Origin of the sequence: Zhouia amylolytica AD3 (assembly GCF_000511935.2) — a bacterium.
Lineage (GTDB): Bacteria > Bacteroidota > Bacteroidia > Flavobacteriales > Flavobacteriaceae > Zhouia > Zhouia amylolytica.
Window position 1 is genome coordinate 105,522 of the sequence record NZ_AYXY01000031.1, and the last position, 20,782, is coordinate 126,303.

Genomic DNA, 20,782 nt, shown 5'->3' on the forward strand with positions numbered 1-20,782 from the left:
CAAATTATTTAATGAGATGAAAAAGAGATTTATAGCAATGTTGGCACTGATAGGTGTCGTTGGTTTTGCTGGAGCTCAGGCTCAGAATGCCGAATGTATGCCAAACCTGTCTATCTTTGCCGAACATGGAAAAGTAAAGAATTATGAAGCTGCGTATCAACCTTGGAAAATGGTTTATGATAATTGTCCAAGCTTAAATTACGCGACCTTTTATTACGGGGAGAAAATTTTAAAATACAAAATAGAAAATTCGTCTGGTGATGAGAAAACAGGATATATAAACGATCTTCTGGCGCTCTATGATAACTCTATCAAATATTTCCCTAACAAGTATGATAAGGCTGATGTGATGATAGATAAGGCGCTTACAAGTAAAGAAGAGGGTCTTGCTACTGATGAGGAAGTTTATAATATGTTAGACAAAGCTTTTAAAGAAGATAGAGACAACTTTACGAACCCGAAAGCTCTGTACTTATACTTTTCATTACTAGTGGATCTTCAGGCTGAAGGAAAGAAAGATCTTCAGGATGTTTTCGATGCCTATGATGATGTAACCGGAAAGATAGATGAAGAAACACTTAAGCTTGGTAAGATATCTACTTCTTTAGCTGCTAAGGAAGATGCAGGTACCCTGACCAGCAAAGAACAAAAGAAATTAAATGCCGTAAGAATTAATGGTGGGTCTTATGAAAAAGTGTATTCAAGTATTAATGCTAAACTTGGTGGCTTGGCAGATTGCGATAAATTAGTGCCGTTGTATGAGAAAAACTTCGAAGCTAAAAAGGATGATGCTAAATGGCTTAAAAGTGCACTTTACAGATTAGATAATAAAGAATGTACCGATGGTGAAATTTATGTTCAGGTGGTAGAAGCTTTACATAACTTAGAGCCTTCAGCATCTTCAGCCTATGGTTTAGGTACTTTGAATGATAAAAAAGGAAACTCTTCTGAAGCTTTAAAATATTACAATGAATCTGTTTCTTTAGAGACTGATGCTGTTAAGAAGTCTAACTTGCTTTATAAAATCGCTTCGAAGTATTCAAAAGGAAAGCAATATGCAACATCTTATAAATATGCTCAAAAAGCGATTGATGCAAATCCATCTAATGGTAATGCTTATTTATTACAGGCTGTATGTATAGCAAATAGTGCAAATTCATGTGGTACTACATCATTTGAGAAGAGAGCTGTGTACTGGAAGGCTGCAGATAGAGCTTCAAGAGCAGCGCAAATGGACCCTTCTGTTAAAAGTAGAGCTTATGCTGCGGCTGAGGCTTATAAAGGAAGAGCTCCATCAAGAACTGATATTTTTAACTCTGGTATGGCCGGAAAAACAATATCCTTTAACTGTTGGTTAGGAGGAAGCGTAAAGGTTCCTAGCTTATAGAATGAAAAAGATTTTTAGATATAATTTATTTGGCATTGTCACAGTATTCGCTGTGACAATGTTTTTTTCATGTCAAGGTCAATATGAAGATGTGAAAAGTATCAACGCTCCTCAGAAAGTGCCTTCCGGGATAGCAGAGAATTTTAAACTTACCTATACCGATTCGGGAAAAGTAAAGGCGATCCTCACAAGCCCTTTAAATAAAGATTTCTCAAATCAAAAATTTCAATTTCAAGAATTTCCAAAGGGCCTCTATGTTGAGTTTTTTGATGATCAGAATAATAAAAGTACCGTTACAGCAGATTACGGTATTATGTATTCGCAAACCAGTCTGGTAGATCTTCAGGGTAATGTAGTGTTGGAAACACATGATGGTAAAAAATTGGAGGCACCCCAACTCTATTGGGACCAAACTAACGAATGGGTGTTTACCGAAAAGGAATACACTTTCACCAGTGAAGAACTCAATATGTCTGGAACCGGAATAGACTTTAATAAAGACTTCTCAGTGGTGAATTCACATGAAAATACAGGAAGTGCTGTTGTAAAGGAGTAGTTTTTGTAGTAAAAAAGAGAATGTTATGTAATAAAAGGCTATATTTATTAGAAAATAGCTAATAAATGAAGCCTTTTTTATTTTGTTTTGTCTTCGGATTGTTCTTGGCTACAGCTCAGGATCAGGATTGTACATTGAATCTTCAAAATTTTTATGATCATGCCAGGGTAAATGATTACGAGGCTGCTTATGAGCCTTGGAAAATCGTTTATGAGAAATGTCCCAGTCTTAATTTTGCAACCTTTTATTATGGTAAAAGGATTTTGGATTATAAGATCGATAATACAACAGGCGATAATCAGAAAAAGTATGTGAACGACCTTCTTGGGTTGTATGATAATTATATCAAGTATTTTCCTGATAAATACGATAAAGCAGATTATGCTTCGGATAAGGCCTTGTTGATGAATTCTTATGCGTTGGCATCAGATGAGGAGATGTATGCTATGCTCGATGATGCGTTTAAAACCGATAGAAAAAATTTTAAAAACTTTAAGGGATTGTATTTGTACTTTTCCCTAATGGTCGATTTGCATGATAAAGGAACTAAAGATCTTCAGGAGGTATTTGATAGTTACGATGAGGTGACTGCCAGGTTGGACGAAGAGGCAGTGAGTATGGCTGAAATAGCAGTTTCTCTGGCGGAGAAAGAGGATGCCGGAACATTGACTCCTAAAGAGGAGCAGAAGTTAAATGCCGTAAGAAAAAATGGTACTGAACTGGAAAAGATAATTGCAAGTGTAGATGGGAAGCTTGGAAATTTAGCAGACTGCGATAAGTTGGTGCCATTGTATGAAAAGAATTTTGAATCAAAGTCGGACGATGCCACGTGGTTGAAGCGTGCCCTGTACAGACTTGACAATAAGGATTGTTCGGATGGGCCGATTTATGTGCGTGTGGTGGAAGCTTTACATCAACTGGAACCTTCTGCCTCCAGTGCTTATGGATTAGGTACGCTGAATGATAAAAAGGGTAATACCGCAGAAGCACTAAAGTTCTACAATGAAGCAGTTGCCTTAGAAGCGGATCCTGTTAAGAAATCCAATTTACTAATTAAAATAGCTTCTAAATATTCCAAGTCCAATAGAGCTAAATCATATGACTACGCTCAAAAGGCAATCGATGCTAATCCGGCCAATGGGAATGCTTATTTATTGCAGGCATATCTTTATGGTAACAGCGCTAACGAATGTGGTAGTACGACCTTCGAAAAGAAAGCTGTCTATTGGAGGGCAGCTCTTAAAGCAGACCGCGCGGCTCAGGTAGATCCATCCATTAAAAGTAAAGCGCTTAATGCTGCATCGAGATATAGAGGGCTTGCTCCGTCGCGTACTGAAATTTTTAATGCAGATATGGCTGGTAAGTCAATTCAGCTGAGATGTTGGATTGGAGGGGTTATAAAAGTGCCGAATCTGGATTAAATATATGGTATTGTTAGTTAAAACAAATAGGGTTTTAATGATGTGAAGCGTTTAAGGATGTTAAAATTACTTTGGTTAGATTCTTAATGCCTGTCTTTAAAAAAGTATGATGAATTTTGCAAAAGGAACTGTAGTAGGGAATGATCAACTTGTGTAATAAAATGTATCTTTGTTGAAAATAGATGACAGATGAAGTTTTTTAGAATTTTTGAGGTGGTATACCTTGTTATAGGAGTAATCTCAGTTTTCGAAGTGGTTTCAAATTGGAGTACAGACCGCAATAGGTCTTATCTTTTCTTATTGTTTGCGGTTGTGTCTTTTTTCATGTTCTTCTTTAGAAGACGCTATCGTAAGAAGTTCCAAAATCGACAAAAAAATAAGTGATGGGCTCCACGGTTGTGATCATTATTGTGTCATTGCTGTTTTCAGCTTTTTTTTCAGGAATGGAGATTGCCTACGTGAACTCTAATAAAATTCATATTGAAATAGAAAAGCTGCAAGGAGGTTTTCTTTCTAAAATACTGACAAAACTTACCAAAAGGCCGTCAAAGTTTATTACCACCATGCTCGTGGGTAATAATATAGCTTTGGTTGTTTATGCTTTTTATATGGGTAGCCTGCTGGTCTATTGGCTATATCCGGAATATGTCGGTTCCGATGCGGTTCCTGCCAGGATTATCGTTGTGCAAGCGCTATTGGCTACTTTGATTTTATTGATTACCGCAGAGTTTCTTCCAAAAGCCCTTTTTCAGATATATTCGAATACATTGCTTAAAGTGCTGGCTGTACCGGCCTACTTGTTCTATAAATTGTTCTCGGTGATCGCTGAAATTGTTATTTGGATTTCTGAATTTATTTTGAGGGTATTCTTCAAAGTAGAAGGTAATACAGAAAGTATCGCATTTAGTAAGGTAGAATTGGGTGATTATATTACCGAACAAATGGAGCAGGTCGATGAGGATGAGGATGTTGATTCTGAAATACAAATTTTTCAGAATGCCTTGGAGTTTTCTGATCATAAGGCGCGCGATATAATGATTCCCAGAACTGAAATATGTGCAGCAGAATTACATGAGCTTCCGAAGAATCTGGTGAATAAATTTGTAGAGACCGGCTACTCGAAAATACTGGTGTATAAAGATACAATCGATGATATCATTGGTTATGTCCATTCCTTTGAATTGTTCAAGAAACCACGAACGATAAAGAGTGTGATGCTGCCGGTAGAATTTGTTCCGGAAACTATGCCGATAAGTGATATTTTAGGCGTGCTTACCAAACGAAGGAAAAGTATCGCTGTGGTATTGGATGAGTATGGAGGAACTTCGGGCATTCTAACGGTAGAAGATATCGTAGAGGAGCTGTTTGGTGAAATTGAAGATGAGCATGATACCATAGAATTGTTTGAAGAAAAAATCAATGATAAGGAGTATAATTTTTCTGCCCGATTGGAGGTGAGTTATGTAAATGAAACCTATAAATTAGAGCTTCCCGAAAGTGAACATTATGATACAATAGGAGGGCTGATTGTAAACCAAATCGGAGAGATTCCTGAAAAGGGAGAAAAAATTAAAATTGACAACTTTCAATTTAAAGTCTTGCAAGCAACGAATACAAAAATAGAGCTGCTGCATCTTAAAGTGCTTGAAGACGATTAAAATGCCATAATTATTAGCTAAGCAGGTTTTTATTATTGCAAAAAAGTGCTATTTTCGCCATCTAATATTTAATAATTTAGATGACAGATGGCTATTCTTGAAAAAATTAGAAGTCGATCTTTGATCTTAATCCTGGTTATAGGATTGGCGCTTTTCGCGTTTGTAGTATCAGATCTTTTTAACAATAATGCATTTTCTTCAACAAAATCAAATGTTGGTGAAATCAATGGAAACCCTGTATCAAGAGAAGGGTTTGCACAACAAGTTGATAACTTGTCCAGACAATATCAGGGACGAGCTTCAACCTTACAAATTGTTAATCAGGTTTGGAATCAAGAGGTAAGGATGACTTTGTTGGAAGAACAATTTGAAGAGTTAGGGATTAATATTGAAAAAGATCAAATAATCAATGTTGTTAAATCAAACCCTCAACTTGCTTCAAATCCTGCGTTCTTAAATGAAGCTGGTGTATTTGATGCGGGAAAATTTGTTGAATATATAGCAGATTTAAAGGCAAATAATCCAATGGCTTATCAGCAATGGGAAATGCAGGAAAATGCTTTGATTAATGCCTCAAAAGAGCAATCCTATTTTAACCTGATTAAAGCAGGAGTTGTTGCTACTATTAAAGATGGTGAGCTTTCATATAAACTTGAAAATGATAAAGTAGATTTTAAATATGTTCAGGTTCCTTATTCATCAATAGCGGATAGTACCATTACGGTAACCGATGGTGAAATCTCTGCCTATATTAAAGACCACAAAAAGGAATTTGAAGGAGATGCTTCCAGAAATATCCGTTATGTGTTTTTTGAAGAAAAAGCTTCAGAGGCTGATGTAGCTGAAATTAGAAATGAAGTAGAAGCTCTTTTAAACAAAAGTGTAGTTTATAATAATGCAACTCAATCGAATGATACCATTCCAGGGTTTGCAGAATTACCAAAAGATCAGGTGGCGGAGTTTGTTGCAAAACATTCTGATGTTCCTTTTGATACTACCTATGTTGCAAAAGCTCAACTACCTACTCAATTTAGCGATACCTTATTCAACCTGGGTGTTGGAGAAGTATATGGGCCATATAAAGATGGGGAGACTTTTAAGCTTACCCGTATGATGGATAAAAGAGAAGGTGGTAATGTAAAAGCTAGCCATATATTAATAGGGTACGAAGGTACAGGAGTAAACCTTAAGGAAAACAGAACTAAGGAAGAGGCTGAAGCACTAGCTAAAGAGGTGCTTGCAAAAGTAAAGGCAGATGAGGATTTTGCTGCACTTGCAAGAGAATACTCTGAAGATCCTGGGTCAGCTTTTAGTGGAGGAACCTACGATAATATATTCCCAGGTCAAATGGTTAAGCCTTTTAATGACTTTATTTTTGATAATGAAATTGGAAGTGTTGACCTTGTAGAAACAGATTTTGGTTATCACATCATTAAAGTAGAAGATAAGTATAACGTTGTTCAGTTAGCCACCATATCAAGAAAGGTAATTCCTTCTGAAGAAACTTCAAACGAACTTTATACGAAGGCTACGAAATTCGAAATGGATGCAGCTGCAGATTCTGAAAATTTTGGTGCAGTAGCGAAAGAGTCTGATTATACAGTTCGCCCTGTAAATAGTTTAATGGCTTTGCAGGAAATGGTTCCTGGTTTAGGAGAGCAAAGAAGACTTATTCAGTGGGCTTTCAATCCGGAAACTAAGGTTGGAGATGTTTCGAGATTTGACGTTACTGGCGGTTATGCTATCGTTCAGTTAACTAGAAAAATTAAAGAAGGGTTAATGTCTGTAGATAATGCAAGAGCACTTGTAGCTCCGATTATCAGAAAACAAAAGAAAGCTGCTCAGATTATAGAAGCAAATAATGGGAAGTCATTAGATGAACTTGCAAGCGCCAATAATGTGACAGTGAAGACAGCAACTGATTTGAATATGAAAACCCCTAGTATCGCTGGTGCAGGACGTGAGCCTAAGGTGGTAGGTACAGCCTTCGCAATAGAAGAAGGTGCTTCATCAGGACTTATTGAAGGTGAAAATGGAGTTTATATGGTTCAGGTTACTAAAAAGAACCCTGCTGTAGAGCTTGATAACTATGCGCCTTACGCAACCACACAAAGAACAACAAATAGAGGTAGAGCTACCGGAGCAGCGTTTAACGCGCTACGTGAAAATGCCGATATTGAAGATAATAGAGCTGATTTTTATTAAAAATTATCTTGATTTTAAGTATTAAAAAAGCCTCCCGTTGGAGGCTTTTTTATTTTACGGTCATTCTTAATTTATAACCTGATCATTTCTTTAAAAGTAAGAATGGTATCAAATCCTTTCTGACTAAAATATTGAGGCGTTTGGTCATCTCCTACAGCCATAATAAAATCACCGCCCCAGGCTCCAAGACTTTTAATACTTCCCTCAAAGTCATTAAAGAAGCGCTTTTTTATGGGTTCCATAGCGATGGCCTTTGAGGTGATATCTTCATGGGTGTCAATAAGAGATTTAAACGCGGCTACATCTGTGCATTCCAGAATGCCCTTGGTAATCGTATTTATATCACTTATATATGTGTTGACAGATTTATTTAATGCCCTGTATTTTTTAATGCCTTCCCTGCTGTTTTGCTTTTGGTTTAAGTGTATGAAATAGATTTGATCTCTGAATGGAGGGGTAAACTTGGTTTCTGTTATGGTTGGCTTACCATCTGTTAATTGATATAATATGGCAGTATTATGCTGTGCGCAGGCAATGTCGTACCCACTACCTCCAAGGGTTTTGTTAGAGAGATCAAATGCGTTAATTCCTGCCCATTGAGCAATATTGTTAATTAAGGTGGAGGAAGATCCAAGTCCCCAGTCTCGCGGGAAATCCATAACTGATATTGCTTTTACTCCTTGTACGCTTTTTAAGAAGTCAGGATTGAGTGCCTTGGCTGTTTTTAAAATATGTAATAAAGTGGCCTCTACTTCATTTTTCGGACTTCCGCTTAGGGATAGGTCCATGTTGCATGAAAACCAGGGATTTCCTTGGTGGTCAAGACTTGACCACTCAATTATTTGGTTATTGTTTTCTTCAATGCTCAGGGTTTGTCCGTAGATAGTGGGTAACGCTAAGCTCAGTGCTCCGTCAAGTACCAGGTATTCTCCCGTGATGAGTAATTTCCCATTGCTTTGAAAATGATGCATTATAATGACTTAGCTCTAAGGTTGTTAAATTCTTTGATAACCTCACTGTGGGTTACCGTTTTGTTATGGAATAACTCAACCACAATGCTTTTCTCTTCATCGGTAGCGCCCAATTGGTTTAGAATATTCATTAAATGCATTTTCATATGACCTTTTTGAATGCCTGTTGTGATCAATGAACGAATGGCAGCAAAATTTTGTGCAAGCCCTGCAACAGCTACTATCTGCATAAGCTCTTTAGCAGAAGGTTTGCCCAGCATCTCCAGTGCAAGCTTTACCAATGGATGTAAATTTGTTAAACCGCCAATAGTTCCCAGCGCTAATGGAACTTCAATCCAAAATTTAAATATACCATTATCAATGGTAGCGTGTGTTAGACTGGAATAGGTGCCATTTTTGGCCGCATAAGCATGAACACCTGCTTCAATTGCTCTAAAGTCATTCCCGGTGGCTAAAACAACCGCATCAATACCATTCATCACTCCCTTATTGTGGGTAACTGCTCTGTGTGGCTCTGCTTTAGCAATGTCTATGGCTCTTACAAACTTCTCTGCAAACGCTTGTGGAGAAATATTCTGATCCTCATTGAGCTCATCCACTTTACAAGAAACTTCTGCCTTTACCAGGCAGTTGGGAACGTAATTAGATAAAATGCTCATTACTATCTGAATGTCTCGTTCTTCCTCTGTGAACTCTTCATAAGTATTAGCACCCGCTTTAAATGTTTTTGCAAATTGCTCAAGACAACTATTGATAAAGTTAGCTCCCATCGCGTCTAATGTATCGAAGGTAGCGTGTATCTGATAATAGTTGTCCAGATCAGCAGTTTTATCTTTTAGTATAATATCCAAAATACCACCACCTCTTTTACGCATGTTTTTCGTGATGCTGTCGGTAGCTTCTATGAGTAAAGGTTTTATTTGATTAAAATAACGAACAAGTTTTTCCTTATCACCATGATACATAAAATGAACCTGCCCGATTTTTTCGGTAGCAATAACCTCCGCCTTAAATCCGCCACGTTTTAACCAGTATTTTGCAGCCTTACTGGCGGCAGCTACAACAGAACTTTCCTCAAGACACATTGGGATGGAATATAAGTGTCCGTTAATCGCAAAGTTTGGTGCAATACCAAAAGGTAAATAGTAATTGGTTATAGTGTTCTCTATAAATTCATCATGTAGCTTCTGAAGAGCTGCATTGGTATTCCAATATTGTTTTATAATAGATACGGCATCTTTTCTGTCTTGAAAATAATGATTGGCCAACCAGTCTATTTTTTCTTCTTTGGTCAGTTTTGAAAATCCGTCAACAGGTTTTTTCATGGTTCGATTTGTTTCAAAAAGCAAAGATAATAATAAAGAAACCCTTTTTTTGTAAGAATTATATCTTGTTTTTCCTTTTAGCTAGATGGTTTTGAGTAACGTTTAACTAAAAAAGTTTATATTTCTGTGAAATAATTAGTAAACTTGACGGATTTTTAAAAAATCCTTAACATCGATGAAGAGAACATTTATTTTTTCTTTCCTTTTATTAGGGTTGGCTTCTGCGCTGACTGCTCAAAATCAGAAAATTACATTAGAAGAAATATGGGGAGGTGCTTTCAGGACTGAAGGTATGGACGCCTTACATTCAATGAACAATGGGCAACAATACTCAGTGTTGAATTTTGACAGGAATTCACGTACAACCTCAATAGACAAGTACGATTACAAGACTTTAGAGAAGGTTGAAACTATTCTTAGTTCTGGAGAACTGGATGGCATACAGTACTTTCAATCATATGAATTCAGTGAAGATGAATCAAAGCTAATTTTGGCTACCGAAGTGGAATCAGTATACCGTAGATCAACTTTAGGGGTATTTTATGTTTATGATATTGAATCTAAAAAGCTTACTAAAATCTCTGATCATAAAATTCAGGAACCTACCTTTTCGCCGGATGCTTCAAAAGTTGCCTATGTACTTGATAATAATATATATATCAAGAACCTTGAAGATAATGGTTTGGCTCAGGTAACAAGTGATGGAGAGAAAAATAAGATTATTAACGGGGTTACTGACTGGGTGTATGAAGAAGAGTTCAGTTTTGTTCGTGCATTTGATTGGAATAAGTCAGGGACGCATTTAGCTTATATCCGTTTCGATGAGTCAGAGGTGCCGGAGTTTTCTATGGATGTATATGGGCAATCACTATACCCGACACAACAAGTGTTTAAATATCCTAAAGCGGGGGAAAAGAATTCTGAAGTTAGCCTTCATGTCTATGAATTAGCCTCCAAAGAAACATCAAATGTTGATTTAGGAAACGCATATTACATTCCAAGAATTCAATGGACTAGCGATAAAAATAAACTGAGCGCTCAGGTGATGAACCGTCATCAAAATGATCTTAAGTTATATTTTTATGATGCAAAGAATAAAGAATCAAAGGTAATTCTGGAGGAAACTGATGAAGCATACATTGATATTACCGATAACCTGACTTTTTTAAATGATAATAGTTTTGTCTGGACGAGTGAAAAAGATGGTTATAATCATATCTATCTATATTCAAAGGAGGGGGAATTAGTAAACCAGATAACTCAAGGCGATTGGGAAGTCACCAATTACTATGGATTCGATCAGAAAACTTCAAGGATATTTTATCAATCAGTAGAAAATGGTTCAATTAACAGAGATATATACTCTATTGGTTTAAATGGGAAAGGAAAGGTTCGTTTGTCCTCTGGGAATGGAACTAATGATGCAGTTTTTAGTACAGACTTTACGTATTATATCAATACCTTCTCTAATGCCCGCACGCCTTATAAATATACCCTGAATCGTGCTAAAAATGGTAAAGAGATAAAAGAGATCGTTACCAATGAAGAGCTGAGGTCAGCATTAACAAATTACGAATTGTCAGAAAAAGAATTCTCAACCATCCGTGTGAATGGCAACGATCTTAATATGTGGACTATAAGGCCAAAAGATTTTGACTCCAGTAAGCAATATCCTGTATTAATGTATCAATATTCCGGACCTGGATCTCAACAAGTGGCAAACAGATGGAATAGCAGTAATGATTATTGGTATCAGATGTTGGCGCAAAAAGGATATATAGTGGTATGTATCGATGGAAGAGGAACTGGATTTAAAGGAGCAGATTTTAAGAAGGTTACTTATCAGGAATTAGGGAAATATGAAGTAGAAGATCAGATAGCTGCTGCAAAACAACTGGCTTCTTTGCCTTATGTTGATGAAGAAAGAATAGGTATCTGGGGATGGAGTTTCGGAGGATTTATGAGTTCGAACTGTATCCTTAAAGGAAATGATGTTTTCAGCATGGCAATAGCCGTTGCACCGGTTACAAGCTGGCGCTTTTATGATACTGTTTATACAGAGCGTTACATGAGAACCCCGCAAGAAAATGCAAGTGGTTATGATGATAATTCTCCAATCAATTATGCTTCGAATTTAAAAGGCGATTATTTGCTAATTCATGGTACGGCAGATGATAACGTCCATGTACAAAATACTATGCGAATGGCAGAAGCCCTGATTCAGGCAAATAAACAATTTGACTGGGCTATATATCCAGATAAAAATCATGGAATTTACGGAGGTAAAACAAGACTTCAACTATATACTAAAATGACCAATTTTATTGATCAGCACTTAGGTGATAAAATTGAAGAATCCCTGGAGTTAAAAGAAATAAAAAATTAATTAAATTAATTGGATAGATATGTCGGACGTAGTTAAACAAGCACACCAGAAAGAGTTATTTGGGCACCCGGTTGGGTTGTATATTCTATTTTTTACCGAAATGTGGGAGCGTTTTTCCTATTATGGAATGCGGGCCATCTTGGTATTATATCTTGTAGCAGAAACAACCAAGGATAATCCAGGCCTGGGATGGACTAATGCAGAGGCTTTACAATTATATGGGTGGTATACCATGTTAGTGTATGTTGCTTCGATTCCCGGAGGTATAATTGCAGATAGAATTTTAGGCCAGAAGAAATCAGTTATAGTTGGAGCCATTTTGTTGGTGATTGGACATACGGTTTTGGCTATTGAACAAATGTGGGCTTTTTATACGGGTCTGGGCTTTATTATATCAGGTGTGGGTATGTTGAAACCAAATATATCAACGATGGTAGGTGGCCTCTATAAAAAAGGAGATATCAGAAGAGATAAAGGTTTTACTATTTTCTACATCGGAATTAACGTTGGAGCATTTCTTTCCAGTTTAATAGTTGGTTATGTTGGAGAAGTTTACGGATGGCATTATGGATTCGGTCTGGCCGGTATATGTATGTTCTTTGGGCTTGTTCAGTTTTTATTAGGACAAAAGTATTTGAAAGGAGTTGGAGATTATCTTGGTAAGTCAGAGAAGGAAGAAGATAAAGAAGCATTAAAGAGGCCTTTAACGAAGATTGAAAAAGACAGAGTAATTGTACTTGTACTTTCGTTTTTAATGGTAATAGTGTTTTTTGGAGCTTTTGAGCAGGCAGGAGGATTGATGAATATATATGCTGCAGAAAAAACAAATAGAATGCTAATGGGATGGGAAGTACCAGCCTCATGGTTTCAGTCACTTAATGCATTTTTTATAATCACTTTAGGAACCTTGGTTGCAGGATACTGGGCTAAAAGAAAACTCAAAGGAAAAGAGGCTTCTTCATTATTTAAGATGATCATGGGACTTATTATTATGGGTACCGGGTTCTTGTTTATGACTGCTGCATCAGCACAGTTTGAAAGCTCTGGATCTTCAGCAATGTATTGGTTAGTTTTAGCATATTTATTTCATACAATTGGTGAGCTTAGTTTATCGCCGGTATCACTTTCTTTTGTTACTAAACTTGCACCCGCGAAGTATGCCTCATTAATGATGGGATTGTATTTTGCAACAACAGGTTTAGGTAATAAAGTAGCAGGGTTATTAGGTGAGTCAGCTTCAACTTTTGGCGAGTTTACTGTTTTTACAGGTATTGCAATTTTTTGTATTGCTTTTGGACTCCTCGTTGGTGTATTTTTCAAAAAACTTAAAAACCTTACTCATGGGGCGGAAGATGATGAGAGAGAAATTAGTGAGGTTGACGGTATTGGAAGTCTTGAATTAGAGGATAAAAGAGTTTAATATAATTGCATGTAAATGAGCTCAAGTACGGATATTGAAAATCTGTTTAAAGACAAAGTCTTAGGACATCCTGCAGGATTAATTGTCTTATTCTTCACCGAAATGTGGGAACGTTTTTCCTTTTATGGAATGCGTGTCTTACTGGTGAATTTTTTAACCATGGCGATGATTGGGTACAACCCTGGCTGGGAATGGTCTGCAGAAAATGCTGGAGCGCTGTTCGGTACCTATGCAATGCTACTTTACATAACCCCAATTGTAGGTGGAATCATAGCCGATCGATTTATTGGCTATCGTTGGGCTGTTGTTGTAGGTGCTTTAATTATGACTTTAGGGCATGCTTCAATGGCCTTGGAAACTGAATTTTCGCTGTATTTAGGATTAGCCCTGTTGGTTATAGGAACCGGTTTTTTTAAACCGAATATTACCTCCATCATATCAGGAATGTATAAAGACAATCCCGAAAAGAAGGATGGAGCATATACAATCTTTTATATGGGGGTTAATGCAGGAGCCTTTTTTGGAATGATGCTATGTGGATATTTGGCAGAAAGAATTGGATGGTCATGGGGGTTTGGTCTAGCAGGAATATTTATGCTCTTAGGAACCCTGCAGTTTTGGTTGGCAAAACCATTATTCGGTAAAATTGGGGGCGTACCTGAGAAGGAAGAATTAAAGCCAGAAAATACTTCCATGTCTGCAGAAGATGCTGAAGCTGAGAAAAGAAACCCGTTTACTAAATTAGATAAAATCTTAATTACCATATGTTCAATTGTTGGATTGGGCTATGCAATTAATGACCCTATGTCGAAGATTGCTAATATCGACATGTTTGCCTGGGCCAGAATAGGTGATTTAGAAGGACAGTACACAGTCGTTTTAGTTGGACTATTCTTGTTTTTAATTCTTGTAATAGGAAGAATTGCACGTTATACGCGTGTCATAAGAGATCGTATGATAGCGTTTATTGTTTTCGCTTTCTTTACGGTGTTTTTCTGGATGAGCTTTGAGCAAGGTGCTTCTTCTTTAATTTTATTTGCCAGAGATAGTGTAGATAGAGTGTTGAGCGGTAATGCTGCTATTGCCTTTAATGTTGTTAACGCGCTCCTAACCATTATCCCTTTGGCTATTATATCCTGGGTTTTATATCTTCTTTGGAAAAAGACTTTTAAAAAGATTCCGGGGTCAAATATTGTACTCGTTATTTGTTTTACCCTAATGTGGGGTATCGTTGGATGGATGCTTAACAGAGACTTAAGTACCACCGCTTACGATGTGACATACAAAGCGGTTCAAACACCCCTCTTAGACGAATCTGGTAATCAAAAGAAAGATGACCAGGGGAATCAAATGTATGCATACGACCCGGTAACTGAAAATATGCAAGTCGATAACAATGCAGTGATTGTAGAGCGAATTACACGAATTGCCGAACCTTTAGACTTTGCTGTTGGTGAAGAATTGTTTATTATTCATAAGGATAATGAAAAGATTTCATTCGGTTATCTGGATGAGGAGCGTTTAGTGGCTGCCCGACAAAATGGTGAAAATCAAAACACTGATGCTGGTGTCGTTAGGGCAACGGTGTCTGAGGTGAAAAGTAATGAAGTTGAAATAACTGTTTCATGGTTCAGTATATTGAACTCATTTTTTATCATTGCATTTGCTTCTTTCTTTTCCAAATGGTGGGAAAGTAAATACAATCCTAGTGCCGCTACGAAATATGCCCTTGGACTTATCATAATGGCAGTAGGCTTTGGATTGCTTGCTTTTGGATCTTATGGAATCCAGGAAGGCGTAAAGGTGAGTATGGTTTGGTTGATTTTTGCTTATTTATTTCATACCCTTGGAGAATTGTGCTTATCTCCGGTTGGACTTTCTTATGTGAGTAAGCTTGTACCAGCTCGTATGATAGCCCTTATGTTCGGAATGTGGTATCTTGCCATAGCAATAGGCCAAAAACTTGCGGCGACCTTGGGAGGACAAATAGACAATATAACCAAGGAATATAGCTTGTCTACATTCTTTTTAATATTTACTATAGTACCGGCTTTAGCAGGCTTAATTGTTTGGTTATTGAATCCGGTAATGAAGAAATTAATGCATGGTGTAAAGTAAACACTATCTTATTCAATAATATAAGCTCCCTGTTCACCTGTATAGTGAAAAGGGAGCTTTTCTTTTTTACAAGTAGCCTTCCACCGTTTTACAAAGCTTTTATAATTACTTCCATCAGCAATAATTTTAACGGGATGTATACTGTCTATTAATCTTTTTAAATGAATTTTAGGTGATTGGGTTAAAAGGATGATAGCCTTAGATGTATCAAGGTTGTACGCTCCACTGCTATCGATTACAACGATCAACTCGCGTTTAAAGCGATATTCCTTTTTTAGTGGGAGGGTTAAAACACTATCGATGTATTCGGCGGTACTGTAATTGGTAATTATATTTTTTACGGAGTTGATATCGTTGGTATATGTAATCAGGTACTCTTGTTGTTCTGCTATAAGTGTTTGCCGGCTTTTATGAAAAATGATGAAACGTTTTGTGTCTGATTTATTTACAGAGATAACTAAGATGATTGTAAACAGAAGTAATGCCGAACCAAAGGAAGCAGCTTTCCTTTTGAGGTGGAAATTCTTCATCATGAAGACCAGGCAGATAATCATTAGATAACTGAATAAGAGGGTGTATTTGTTAAATGAGACATCTCTGAAAATAAACATTTCTTTCTGAGAAATCCACTGAACAAAATCATTCATCAGAACAATCAAATAATTATAAAAGGTGATTAAGAACCCGGGAAGGATGTTTATGGTTGATAGTATCATAATTAAAAGGCTTACACCTATAATTATACCCAGAAATGGAATGATAACCAGGTTGGATAGAAAGAACAAACCGGGAAACTGATGAAAATAATAAAGACCTAGAGGAGCAACCCCAATTTGGGCAGCAAGCGAAACTGTAAATAATGACCATAGATATTTGGTGATCTTCCATTTTGGACTATAAAGCTTATATATCATGGGTTGTAACCAGATGATAAGTAAAACGGCGACATAACTCAATTGAAAACCTACATCATATAAAAATGATGGGTGAAATAATAATAAAAAGAATATGGAAATTGCAATAACGTTGTAGGTGTTAGTAGGCCTTTTTAGGTTCAGTGCATAGGCGACAAAACTGAACATCGTAACTGCGCGTACTACAGAAGGAGTTAAGCCTGCAACAACGGCATAGATCCACAGTATAACAAGTGAAATAACTAGTTTTATTGGTGCTCCATTTTTATAACGAAGCAGTGGCGATAACATTAAATGAATCATAAGGAGTAAGATTCCTATATGTAAGCCTGAAATGGCCAAAATGTGAATCGAACCCGCATCTACATAATTTTGGTACATTTCATTAGAGATGAGTCTCTTGTCGCCGAGTAATAGTGCATTGATGATGGCAAGAACCTCAGGATTAAATTGCTCTCTGTTGAGCGAAGCTTGAATTTTTGACCTGATATGAGATGCCAGACCAATGATAGTATTAGGCTCTTGGTTTACTATGAGAAATTTTCCTTCTTTCAAGTATAGTTGGTGATAGATGAACTTTTTATCGAGGTACTTTCGATAGTCGAATTGATGAGGGTTTAAAGAGGTATGAACCAGTTCGGGAGCAATATTAGTAACTATTAAGTCATCTGGAAGAATTGTACCTTTTATGTTATTTTTTTCAATGTTGAGGATGAGATTTCCTGAGCTTTTTGCTTTGTTAACGCTGATTACTTCACCCTGAAACCGTAAATGATCATCGCTGGATTTTAATGTGGAATTAATTTTTATGGTGAATATATTCTTACGGTTGTAACTTGCGATGTTTTCAAAGAAATTGGGTGCGTTTTTGGGATTATGAATGTAAACAGAAATATAACCTATAGCGCAAATGATCAAGTAGGATGTGGAAGTGAAGAGTAAAGATGTTTTCCTTCCTTTACTTAAACAGTATAAGAGCAGACCGAATAATAAAATGGAAATTACCAGGATGTATAGGATGTTAACATGCAGTTGAAATCCAAATATGAGCCCCGTAATTAAGGAAAGAGTTAGTTTTATAGCCACATAATTAAGTGATTTCATTGTACGAAATTACTTAATTATTATTACATTATAAGATTACAATTTTAGATATTGACTGTTAAAGAGGTATCGTAGTTTTAGAGCAATCGTTTTGCTTTGATAAAGGCGTATTTCCAGTAGCCTTCATCTAAGGAAGAAACCAAAACCCCTCTTGAAGTGGTGGAGTGAATAAATAAAATTTCAGATTTAGTGTCAACGACTAATCCAACGTGATTAATTCGTTTGCTTTTCTTCCCTGTGGCAAAAAATAACAGATCGCCCTCACGGACCTTTTTCAGGTTTATATCGACACCCTGTTTGGCTATTTCATAAGAGGAACGATTTACTGAAACTCCATGGGTAGTATAACTTTTATAGATCAACCCGGAACAGTCCATTCCTGATTTTGACATCCCTCCATATCGGTATCTTGTTCCCTGATAGGATAATGCCGTTTTAATAATATTTTCAGTTTGGGTCGTTAGCTTCTCCTTACTGCCTTCAATTCTATCATTGTTTTCTATTGGAGGTTTCGGTTTTACCGAAACTGTTCTCGTTTCTTTTTGCCTTGACGCTTTTTTAGAGGATCCACATGAAGTTATTATGAATAGTGGAAGAATTAGAAAAGGCAAGAATCGTTTCATGAAGCAGGTTTTGATGCCAAATTAATAAAATTAAATGAATCTTTATGGTGAACTTTTAAGTTGATATGATAAAAAACAGTTTTTTTAATTTAAATGATTTATAGATTTATCGTTAAAATATAGGGGTTATGTATAAATCAGTTTCAGCCGAAGTGGCCGTAGAGACAATTAAATCGAATCAGCGAGTTTATATTCAGGCAGCTGCAGCTGCACCACAATTATTGATTAAAGCTTTAACTAACAGACATGAAGATCTTTTTAATGTTGAAATCTGCCATCTGCATACCGAAGGAGATGCACCATACGCAGATCCAAAACTCAAAGAACACTTTCATGTAAACTCCTTTTTTATCGGGAAAAATGTTAGACATACACTAACTGCAGGAAATGGCTCATATACCCCAGTTTTTCTAAGTGAGCTACCAATATTATTTAAACGTAATATTATTAACTTGGATGTAGCCTTAATTCATGTCTCGGTACCTGATAGACACGGGTATTGCTCGCTGGGAGTTTCGGTGGAGGCAACACTTGCGGCCATAGATAATGCCGATGTGGTCATTGCCCAGGTAAACAAACAAATGCCGCGAACTCATGGTGATGGAATTATACATATATCTGAAATTAACTTATTTGTAGAGTGTGATGAGCCCATACCTGAACATAAACTTTGCAAACCTTCCTCTGTAGAAGAAAAAATAGGGGAGTATGTTGCAGCGCTTATAGATAACAGGAGTACTTTGCAAATGGGAATTGGAGTAATCCCTGATGCGGTATTGTCAAAGTTGACAAACCATAAAGATCTTGGACTGCATACCGAAATGTTTTCAGATGGGGTTATAGACCTCATCTTAAAAGATGTGATCAATGGCAATTATAAAAATATTCTTCCCGGAAGATCTTTAGCTACGTTTTTAATGGGGACGAAGCGTTTGTATGACTATGTCGATGATAACCCGTTTATTGAAATGCGAACCTCTGACTATGTAAATGATGTTGCAACCATAAAGCAAAACCGTAGGATGGTAGCAATTAATTCGGCTATTGAAGTGGATTTAACCGGTCAGGTTTGTGCAGATTCGATAGGAACCAAAATGTATTCAGGTGTAGGGGGGCAAATGGATTTTATTAGAGGAGCTTCTTTAAGCCAGGGAGGAAAAGCCATTATAGCACTTCCTTCAATGACCAAAACAGGAATAAGTCGTATAGTTCCTAATCTTAAACTTGGAGCAGGTGTTGTGACCACCAGGGCCCATGTGCACTATGTGGTTACCGAAAATGGCGTCGCTAACCTCTATGGGAAAAATATTAACCAAAGAGCGAAGGCACTCATTGATATTGCGCATCCCTCACATCAGGAAACCATTGAAAAAGTCTTTTTTGAACAGTTAAGCTGAAGATGAGTCTTTTTTATAGTTCTTAAAGAGCCATTCCATTATAAAGCATGAGAGAATTATGCCTAGAGCAACTATAATTCCTGTTTTGTTGGTGCTGAATTGCTGAGCGATTAATGTAATTAAGGCCGCTAGACAACCCAAAGAACCTGCTAGAGGGATGAATTTAGAAGCTCCAATTTGACTTCTCTTCTTGTAACAAACTAAGTTAACGATGGCGAAAATAAGAAGAAACCCGATGCTGCCAGCGGTCGAGATACTTTTAAGAGGGAGAATATTGGTGACGATTAGGGTTGCAACCGAAGTAATGATAAGTCCAATCGGTTGATTCCAGAAACTCCCGGTCAATTCATGAGGAAGTTCATCGTCCTCTGCAATTTCATAACTTACTCTACTTCCTCCGTAAATAGAAGCGTTGATGGCCGAAAAGGTAGATATTAAGGCAGCAATAGTAATAATAGAAAAGCCTATTTTTCCAAGTAGAGGTTTAGCCGCCTCTGCTAATACATAATCTTCTGCTTTGGCAATGTCAGTAAATGGCAAAGAACCAACTGTTACAATAGCTATAATTATATATAAAGCAATTACAAAAATCACCGAACCTAAATAGGCCTTCGGAATATTACGTTTTGGATTTTCAATGTCAGGTGCAGCGTTCGCAATAAGTTCAAAACCTTCATAGGCCACAAATATAACCATGCCACCTGCTAATAAATGAATTGGAGTTTCCCAATTGGAGAGTGCTAATTGTTCCAGATTTGAGTTTCCAAATAGTCCGTAGGTTCCAATAATTATAAACGATACTAAGATGAGGAGCTTAATTATAACAGCGTACGACTCTATGGCTCCAACAACTTTAATGCTGTAATAATTAATTGCTGTAGCTAGTAGAATGATGAAACTCGCAAAAATATGGAAGTTTAAAGAGGCATTCGGAGAAATGGGAAATAAATTAGGGGCATAAGATCCAAATGCAGAAGCATACAGAGCAAGCATGATAATATAGCTTAACCAAAGTAGATTATTGATAGCTCCACTAAAAATTGTTTTTCCAAACCCCTGATTGATAAATTTAACCGTACCTCCCCGGTCTGGATAGGCAATGGAAAGTTTAATATAACTATAGGAAGTTAAAAGAGCAATAAGACCAGCTATTAAGAAGGCCAGAGGAGTGCCACCTTTTGCTAATGAAACGGCTAATCCTAAAACTGCAAAAATACCACCTCCTACCATGCCTCCAATGCCAATGGAGATTGCTTCTCTAAGTCCGATTTTTTTATCCATCCCCTAGGTTTTTATG

At 36.9% G+C, this 20,782-nt stretch carries 15 protein-coding genes; 10 read left to right on the forward strand and 5 right to left on the reverse strand.

Annotated features, from left to right (window positions below; genetic code table 11):
- Positions 1-16: 16 nt before the first annotated feature.
- From P278_RS15755 to P278_RS15775, 6 genes are all read left to right on the forward strand, one after another.
- A complete protein-coding gene (locus tag P278_RS15755; RefSeq protein WP_038269168.1) occupies positions 17-1,387 on the forward strand; it encodes a tetratricopeptide repeat protein in 1,371 nt (456 codons plus the stop codon).
- A gap of 1 nt (position 1,388) precedes the next feature.
- A complete protein-coding gene (gene lptC, locus P278_RS15760; RefSeq protein WP_038268890.1) occupies positions 1,389-1,943 on the forward strand; it encodes an LPS export ABC transporter periplasmic protein LptC in 555 nt (184 codons plus the stop codon).
- Positions 1,944-2,008: 65 nt separating this feature from the next.
- Complete coding sequence (locus P278_RS15765; RefSeq protein ID WP_038268892.1) at positions 2,009-3,364, forward strand: tetratricopeptide repeat protein; 1,356 nt, start codon at positions 2,009-2,011, stop codon at positions 3,362-3,364.
- A gap of 189 nt (positions 3,365-3,553) precedes the next feature.
- Entirely contained in the window at positions 3,554-3,748 is a 195-nt protein-coding gene (locus P278_RS16805; protein ID WP_074976231.1) for a DUF6526 family protein, read from the forward strand.
- A complete protein-coding gene (locus tag P278_RS15770) occupies positions 3,748-5,022 on the forward strand; it encodes a hemolysin family protein (protein WP_038268894.1) in 1,275 nt (424 codons plus the stop codon). Before P278_RS16805 ends, P278_RS15770 begins: the two co-directional genes overlap by 1 nt.
- 87 nt (positions 5,023-5,109) lie before the next feature.
- The gene (locus P278_RS15775) at positions 5,110-7,227 is read left to right on the forward strand and encodes a peptidylprolyl isomerase (RefSeq protein WP_038268895.1); all 2,118 of its coding nucleotides are present in this window, start codon (positions 5,110-5,112) and stop codon (positions 7,225-7,227) included.
- A gap of 71 nt (positions 7,228-7,298) precedes the next feature.
- Here P278_RS15775 and P278_RS15780 read toward each other — a convergent pair whose 3' ends face one another.
- Positions 7,299-8,198, reverse strand: coding sequence for a GYDIA family GHMP kinase (locus P278_RS15780; protein WP_038268897.1), 900 nt, complete (start codon positions 8,196-8,198; stop codon positions 7,299-7,301).
- Positions 8,198-9,523, reverse strand: coding sequence for a hydroxymethylglutaryl-CoA reductase, degradative (locus tag P278_RS15785; protein ID WP_038268898.1), 1,326 nt, complete (start codon positions 9,521-9,523; stop codon positions 8,198-8,200). The genes P278_RS15780 and P278_RS15785 overlap by 1 nt, the downstream gene beginning before the upstream one ends.
- A 175-nt stretch (positions 9,524-9,698) precedes the next feature.
- Between P278_RS15785 and P278_RS15790 the strand changes: the two genes are divergently transcribed.
- Genes P278_RS15790 through P278_RS15800 form a run of 3 tightly spaced genes read left to right on the forward strand, consistent with a single transcriptional unit; the run spans position 9,699 to position 15,447 of the window.
- Positions 9,699-11,909, forward strand: coding sequence for a S9 family peptidase (locus tag P278_RS15790; RefSeq protein ID WP_038268899.1), 2,211 nt, complete (start codon positions 9,699-9,701; stop codon positions 11,907-11,909).
- A gap of 19 nt (positions 11,910-11,928) precedes the next feature.
- Positions 11,929-13,329, forward strand: coding sequence for a peptide MFS transporter (locus tag P278_RS15795; protein WP_038268900.1), 1,401 nt, complete (start codon positions 11,929-11,931; stop codon positions 13,327-13,329).
- A gap of 15 nt (positions 13,330-13,344) precedes the next feature.
- Positions 13,345-15,447, forward strand: a complete 2,103-nt coding sequence (locus tag P278_RS15800) for a peptide MFS transporter (protein WP_038268901.1) — start codon at positions 13,345-13,347, stop codon at positions 15,445-15,447.
- A gap of 8 nt (positions 15,448-15,455) precedes the next feature.
- Here the strand turns inward: P278_RS15800 and P278_RS15805 are convergent, their stop codons facing one another.
- On the reverse strand, positions 15,456-17,465 hold the full coding sequence (locus P278_RS15805) for a ComEC/Rec2 family competence protein (protein ID WP_038268902.1): 2,010 nt from the start codon (positions 17,463-17,465) through the stop codon (positions 15,456-15,458).
- Between the two features lie 77 nt (positions 17,466-17,542).
- On the reverse strand, positions 17,543-18,088 hold the full coding sequence (locus tag P278_RS15810) for a C40 family peptidase (RefSeq protein WP_038268903.1): 546 nt from the start codon (positions 18,086-18,088) through the stop codon (positions 17,543-17,545).
- A 128-nt stretch (positions 18,089-18,216) separates the two neighbouring features.
- Here P278_RS15810 and P278_RS15815 point away from each other — a divergent pair, with 128 nt between their 5' ends.
- Positions 18,217-19,485: an acetyl-CoA hydrolase/transferase family protein gene (locus P278_RS15815; protein WP_038268904.1), complete on the forward strand. Its 1,269-nt coding sequence runs from the start codon at positions 18,217-18,219 to the stop codon at positions 19,483-19,485.
- Here the strand turns inward: P278_RS15815 and P278_RS15820 are convergent.
- Positions 19,477-20,766 carry an APC family permease gene (locus P278_RS15820; RefSeq protein WP_038268906.1) on the reverse strand — a complete coding sequence of 430 codons (1,290 nt, stop codon included), beginning with the start codon at positions 20,764-20,766 and terminating at the stop codon, positions 19,477-19,479. The two genes, P278_RS15815 and P278_RS15820, sit on opposite strands and share 9 nt — an antisense overlap.
- Positions 20,767-20,782: the final 16 nt, after the last annotated feature.

Excerpts from the sequence above, each read along its gene's own strand:
- P278_RS15755 (WP_038269168.1), top strand. The coding sequence starts at position 17 with ATGAAAAAGAGATTTATAGCAATGTTGGCACTGATAGGTGTCGTTGGT.
- lptC (WP_038268890.1), top strand. The coding sequence starts at position 1,389 with ATGAAAAAGATTTTTAGATATAATTTATTTGGCATTGTCACAGTATTC.
- P278_RS15765 (WP_038268892.1), top strand. The coding sequence starts at position 2,009 with ATGAAGCCTTTTTTATTTTGTTTTGTCTTCGGATTGTTCTTGGCTACA.
- P278_RS16805 (WP_074976231.1), top strand. The coding sequence starts at position 3,554 with ATGAAGTTTTTTAGAATTTTTGAGGTGGTATACCTTGTTATAGGAGTA.
- P278_RS15770 (WP_038268894.1), top strand. The coding sequence starts at position 3,748 with ATGGGCTCCACGGTTGTGATCATTATTGTGTCATTGCTGTTTTCAGCT.
- P278_RS15775 (WP_038268895.1), top strand. The coding sequence starts at position 5,110 with ATGGCTATTCTTGAAAAAATTAGAAGTCGATCTTTGATCTTAATCCTG.
- P278_RS15780 (WP_038268897.1), bottom strand. The coding sequence starts at position 8,198 with ATGCATCATTTTCAAAGCAATGGGAAATTACTCATCACGGGAGAATAC.
- P278_RS15785 (WP_038268898.1), bottom strand. The coding sequence starts at position 9,523 with ATGAAAAAACCTGTTGACGGATTTTCAAAACTGACCAAAGAAGAAAAA.
- P278_RS15790 (WP_038268899.1), top strand. The coding sequence starts at position 9,699 with ATGAAGAGAACATTTATTTTTTCTTTCCTTTTATTAGGGTTGGCTTCT.
- P278_RS15795 (WP_038268900.1), top strand. The coding sequence starts at position 11,929 with ATGTCGGACGTAGTTAAACAAGCACACCAGAAAGAGTTATTTGGGCAC.
- P278_RS15800 (WP_038268901.1), top strand. The coding sequence starts at position 13,345 with ATGAGCTCAAGTACGGATATTGAAAATCTGTTTAAAGACAAAGTCTTA.
- P278_RS15805 (WP_038268902.1), bottom strand. The coding sequence starts at position 17,465 with ATGAAATCACTTAATTATGTGGCTATAAAACTAACTCTTTCCTTAATT.
- P278_RS15810 (WP_038268903.1), bottom strand. The coding sequence starts at position 18,088 with ATGAAACGATTCTTGCCTTTTCTAATTCTTCCACTATTCATAATAACT.
- P278_RS15815 (WP_038268904.1), top strand. The coding sequence starts at position 18,217 with ATGTATAAATCAGTTTCAGCCGAAGTGGCCGTAGAGACAATTAAATCG.
- P278_RS15820 (WP_038268906.1), bottom strand. The coding sequence starts at position 20,766 with ATGGATAAAAAAATCGGACTTAGAGAAGCAATCTCCATTGGCATTGGA.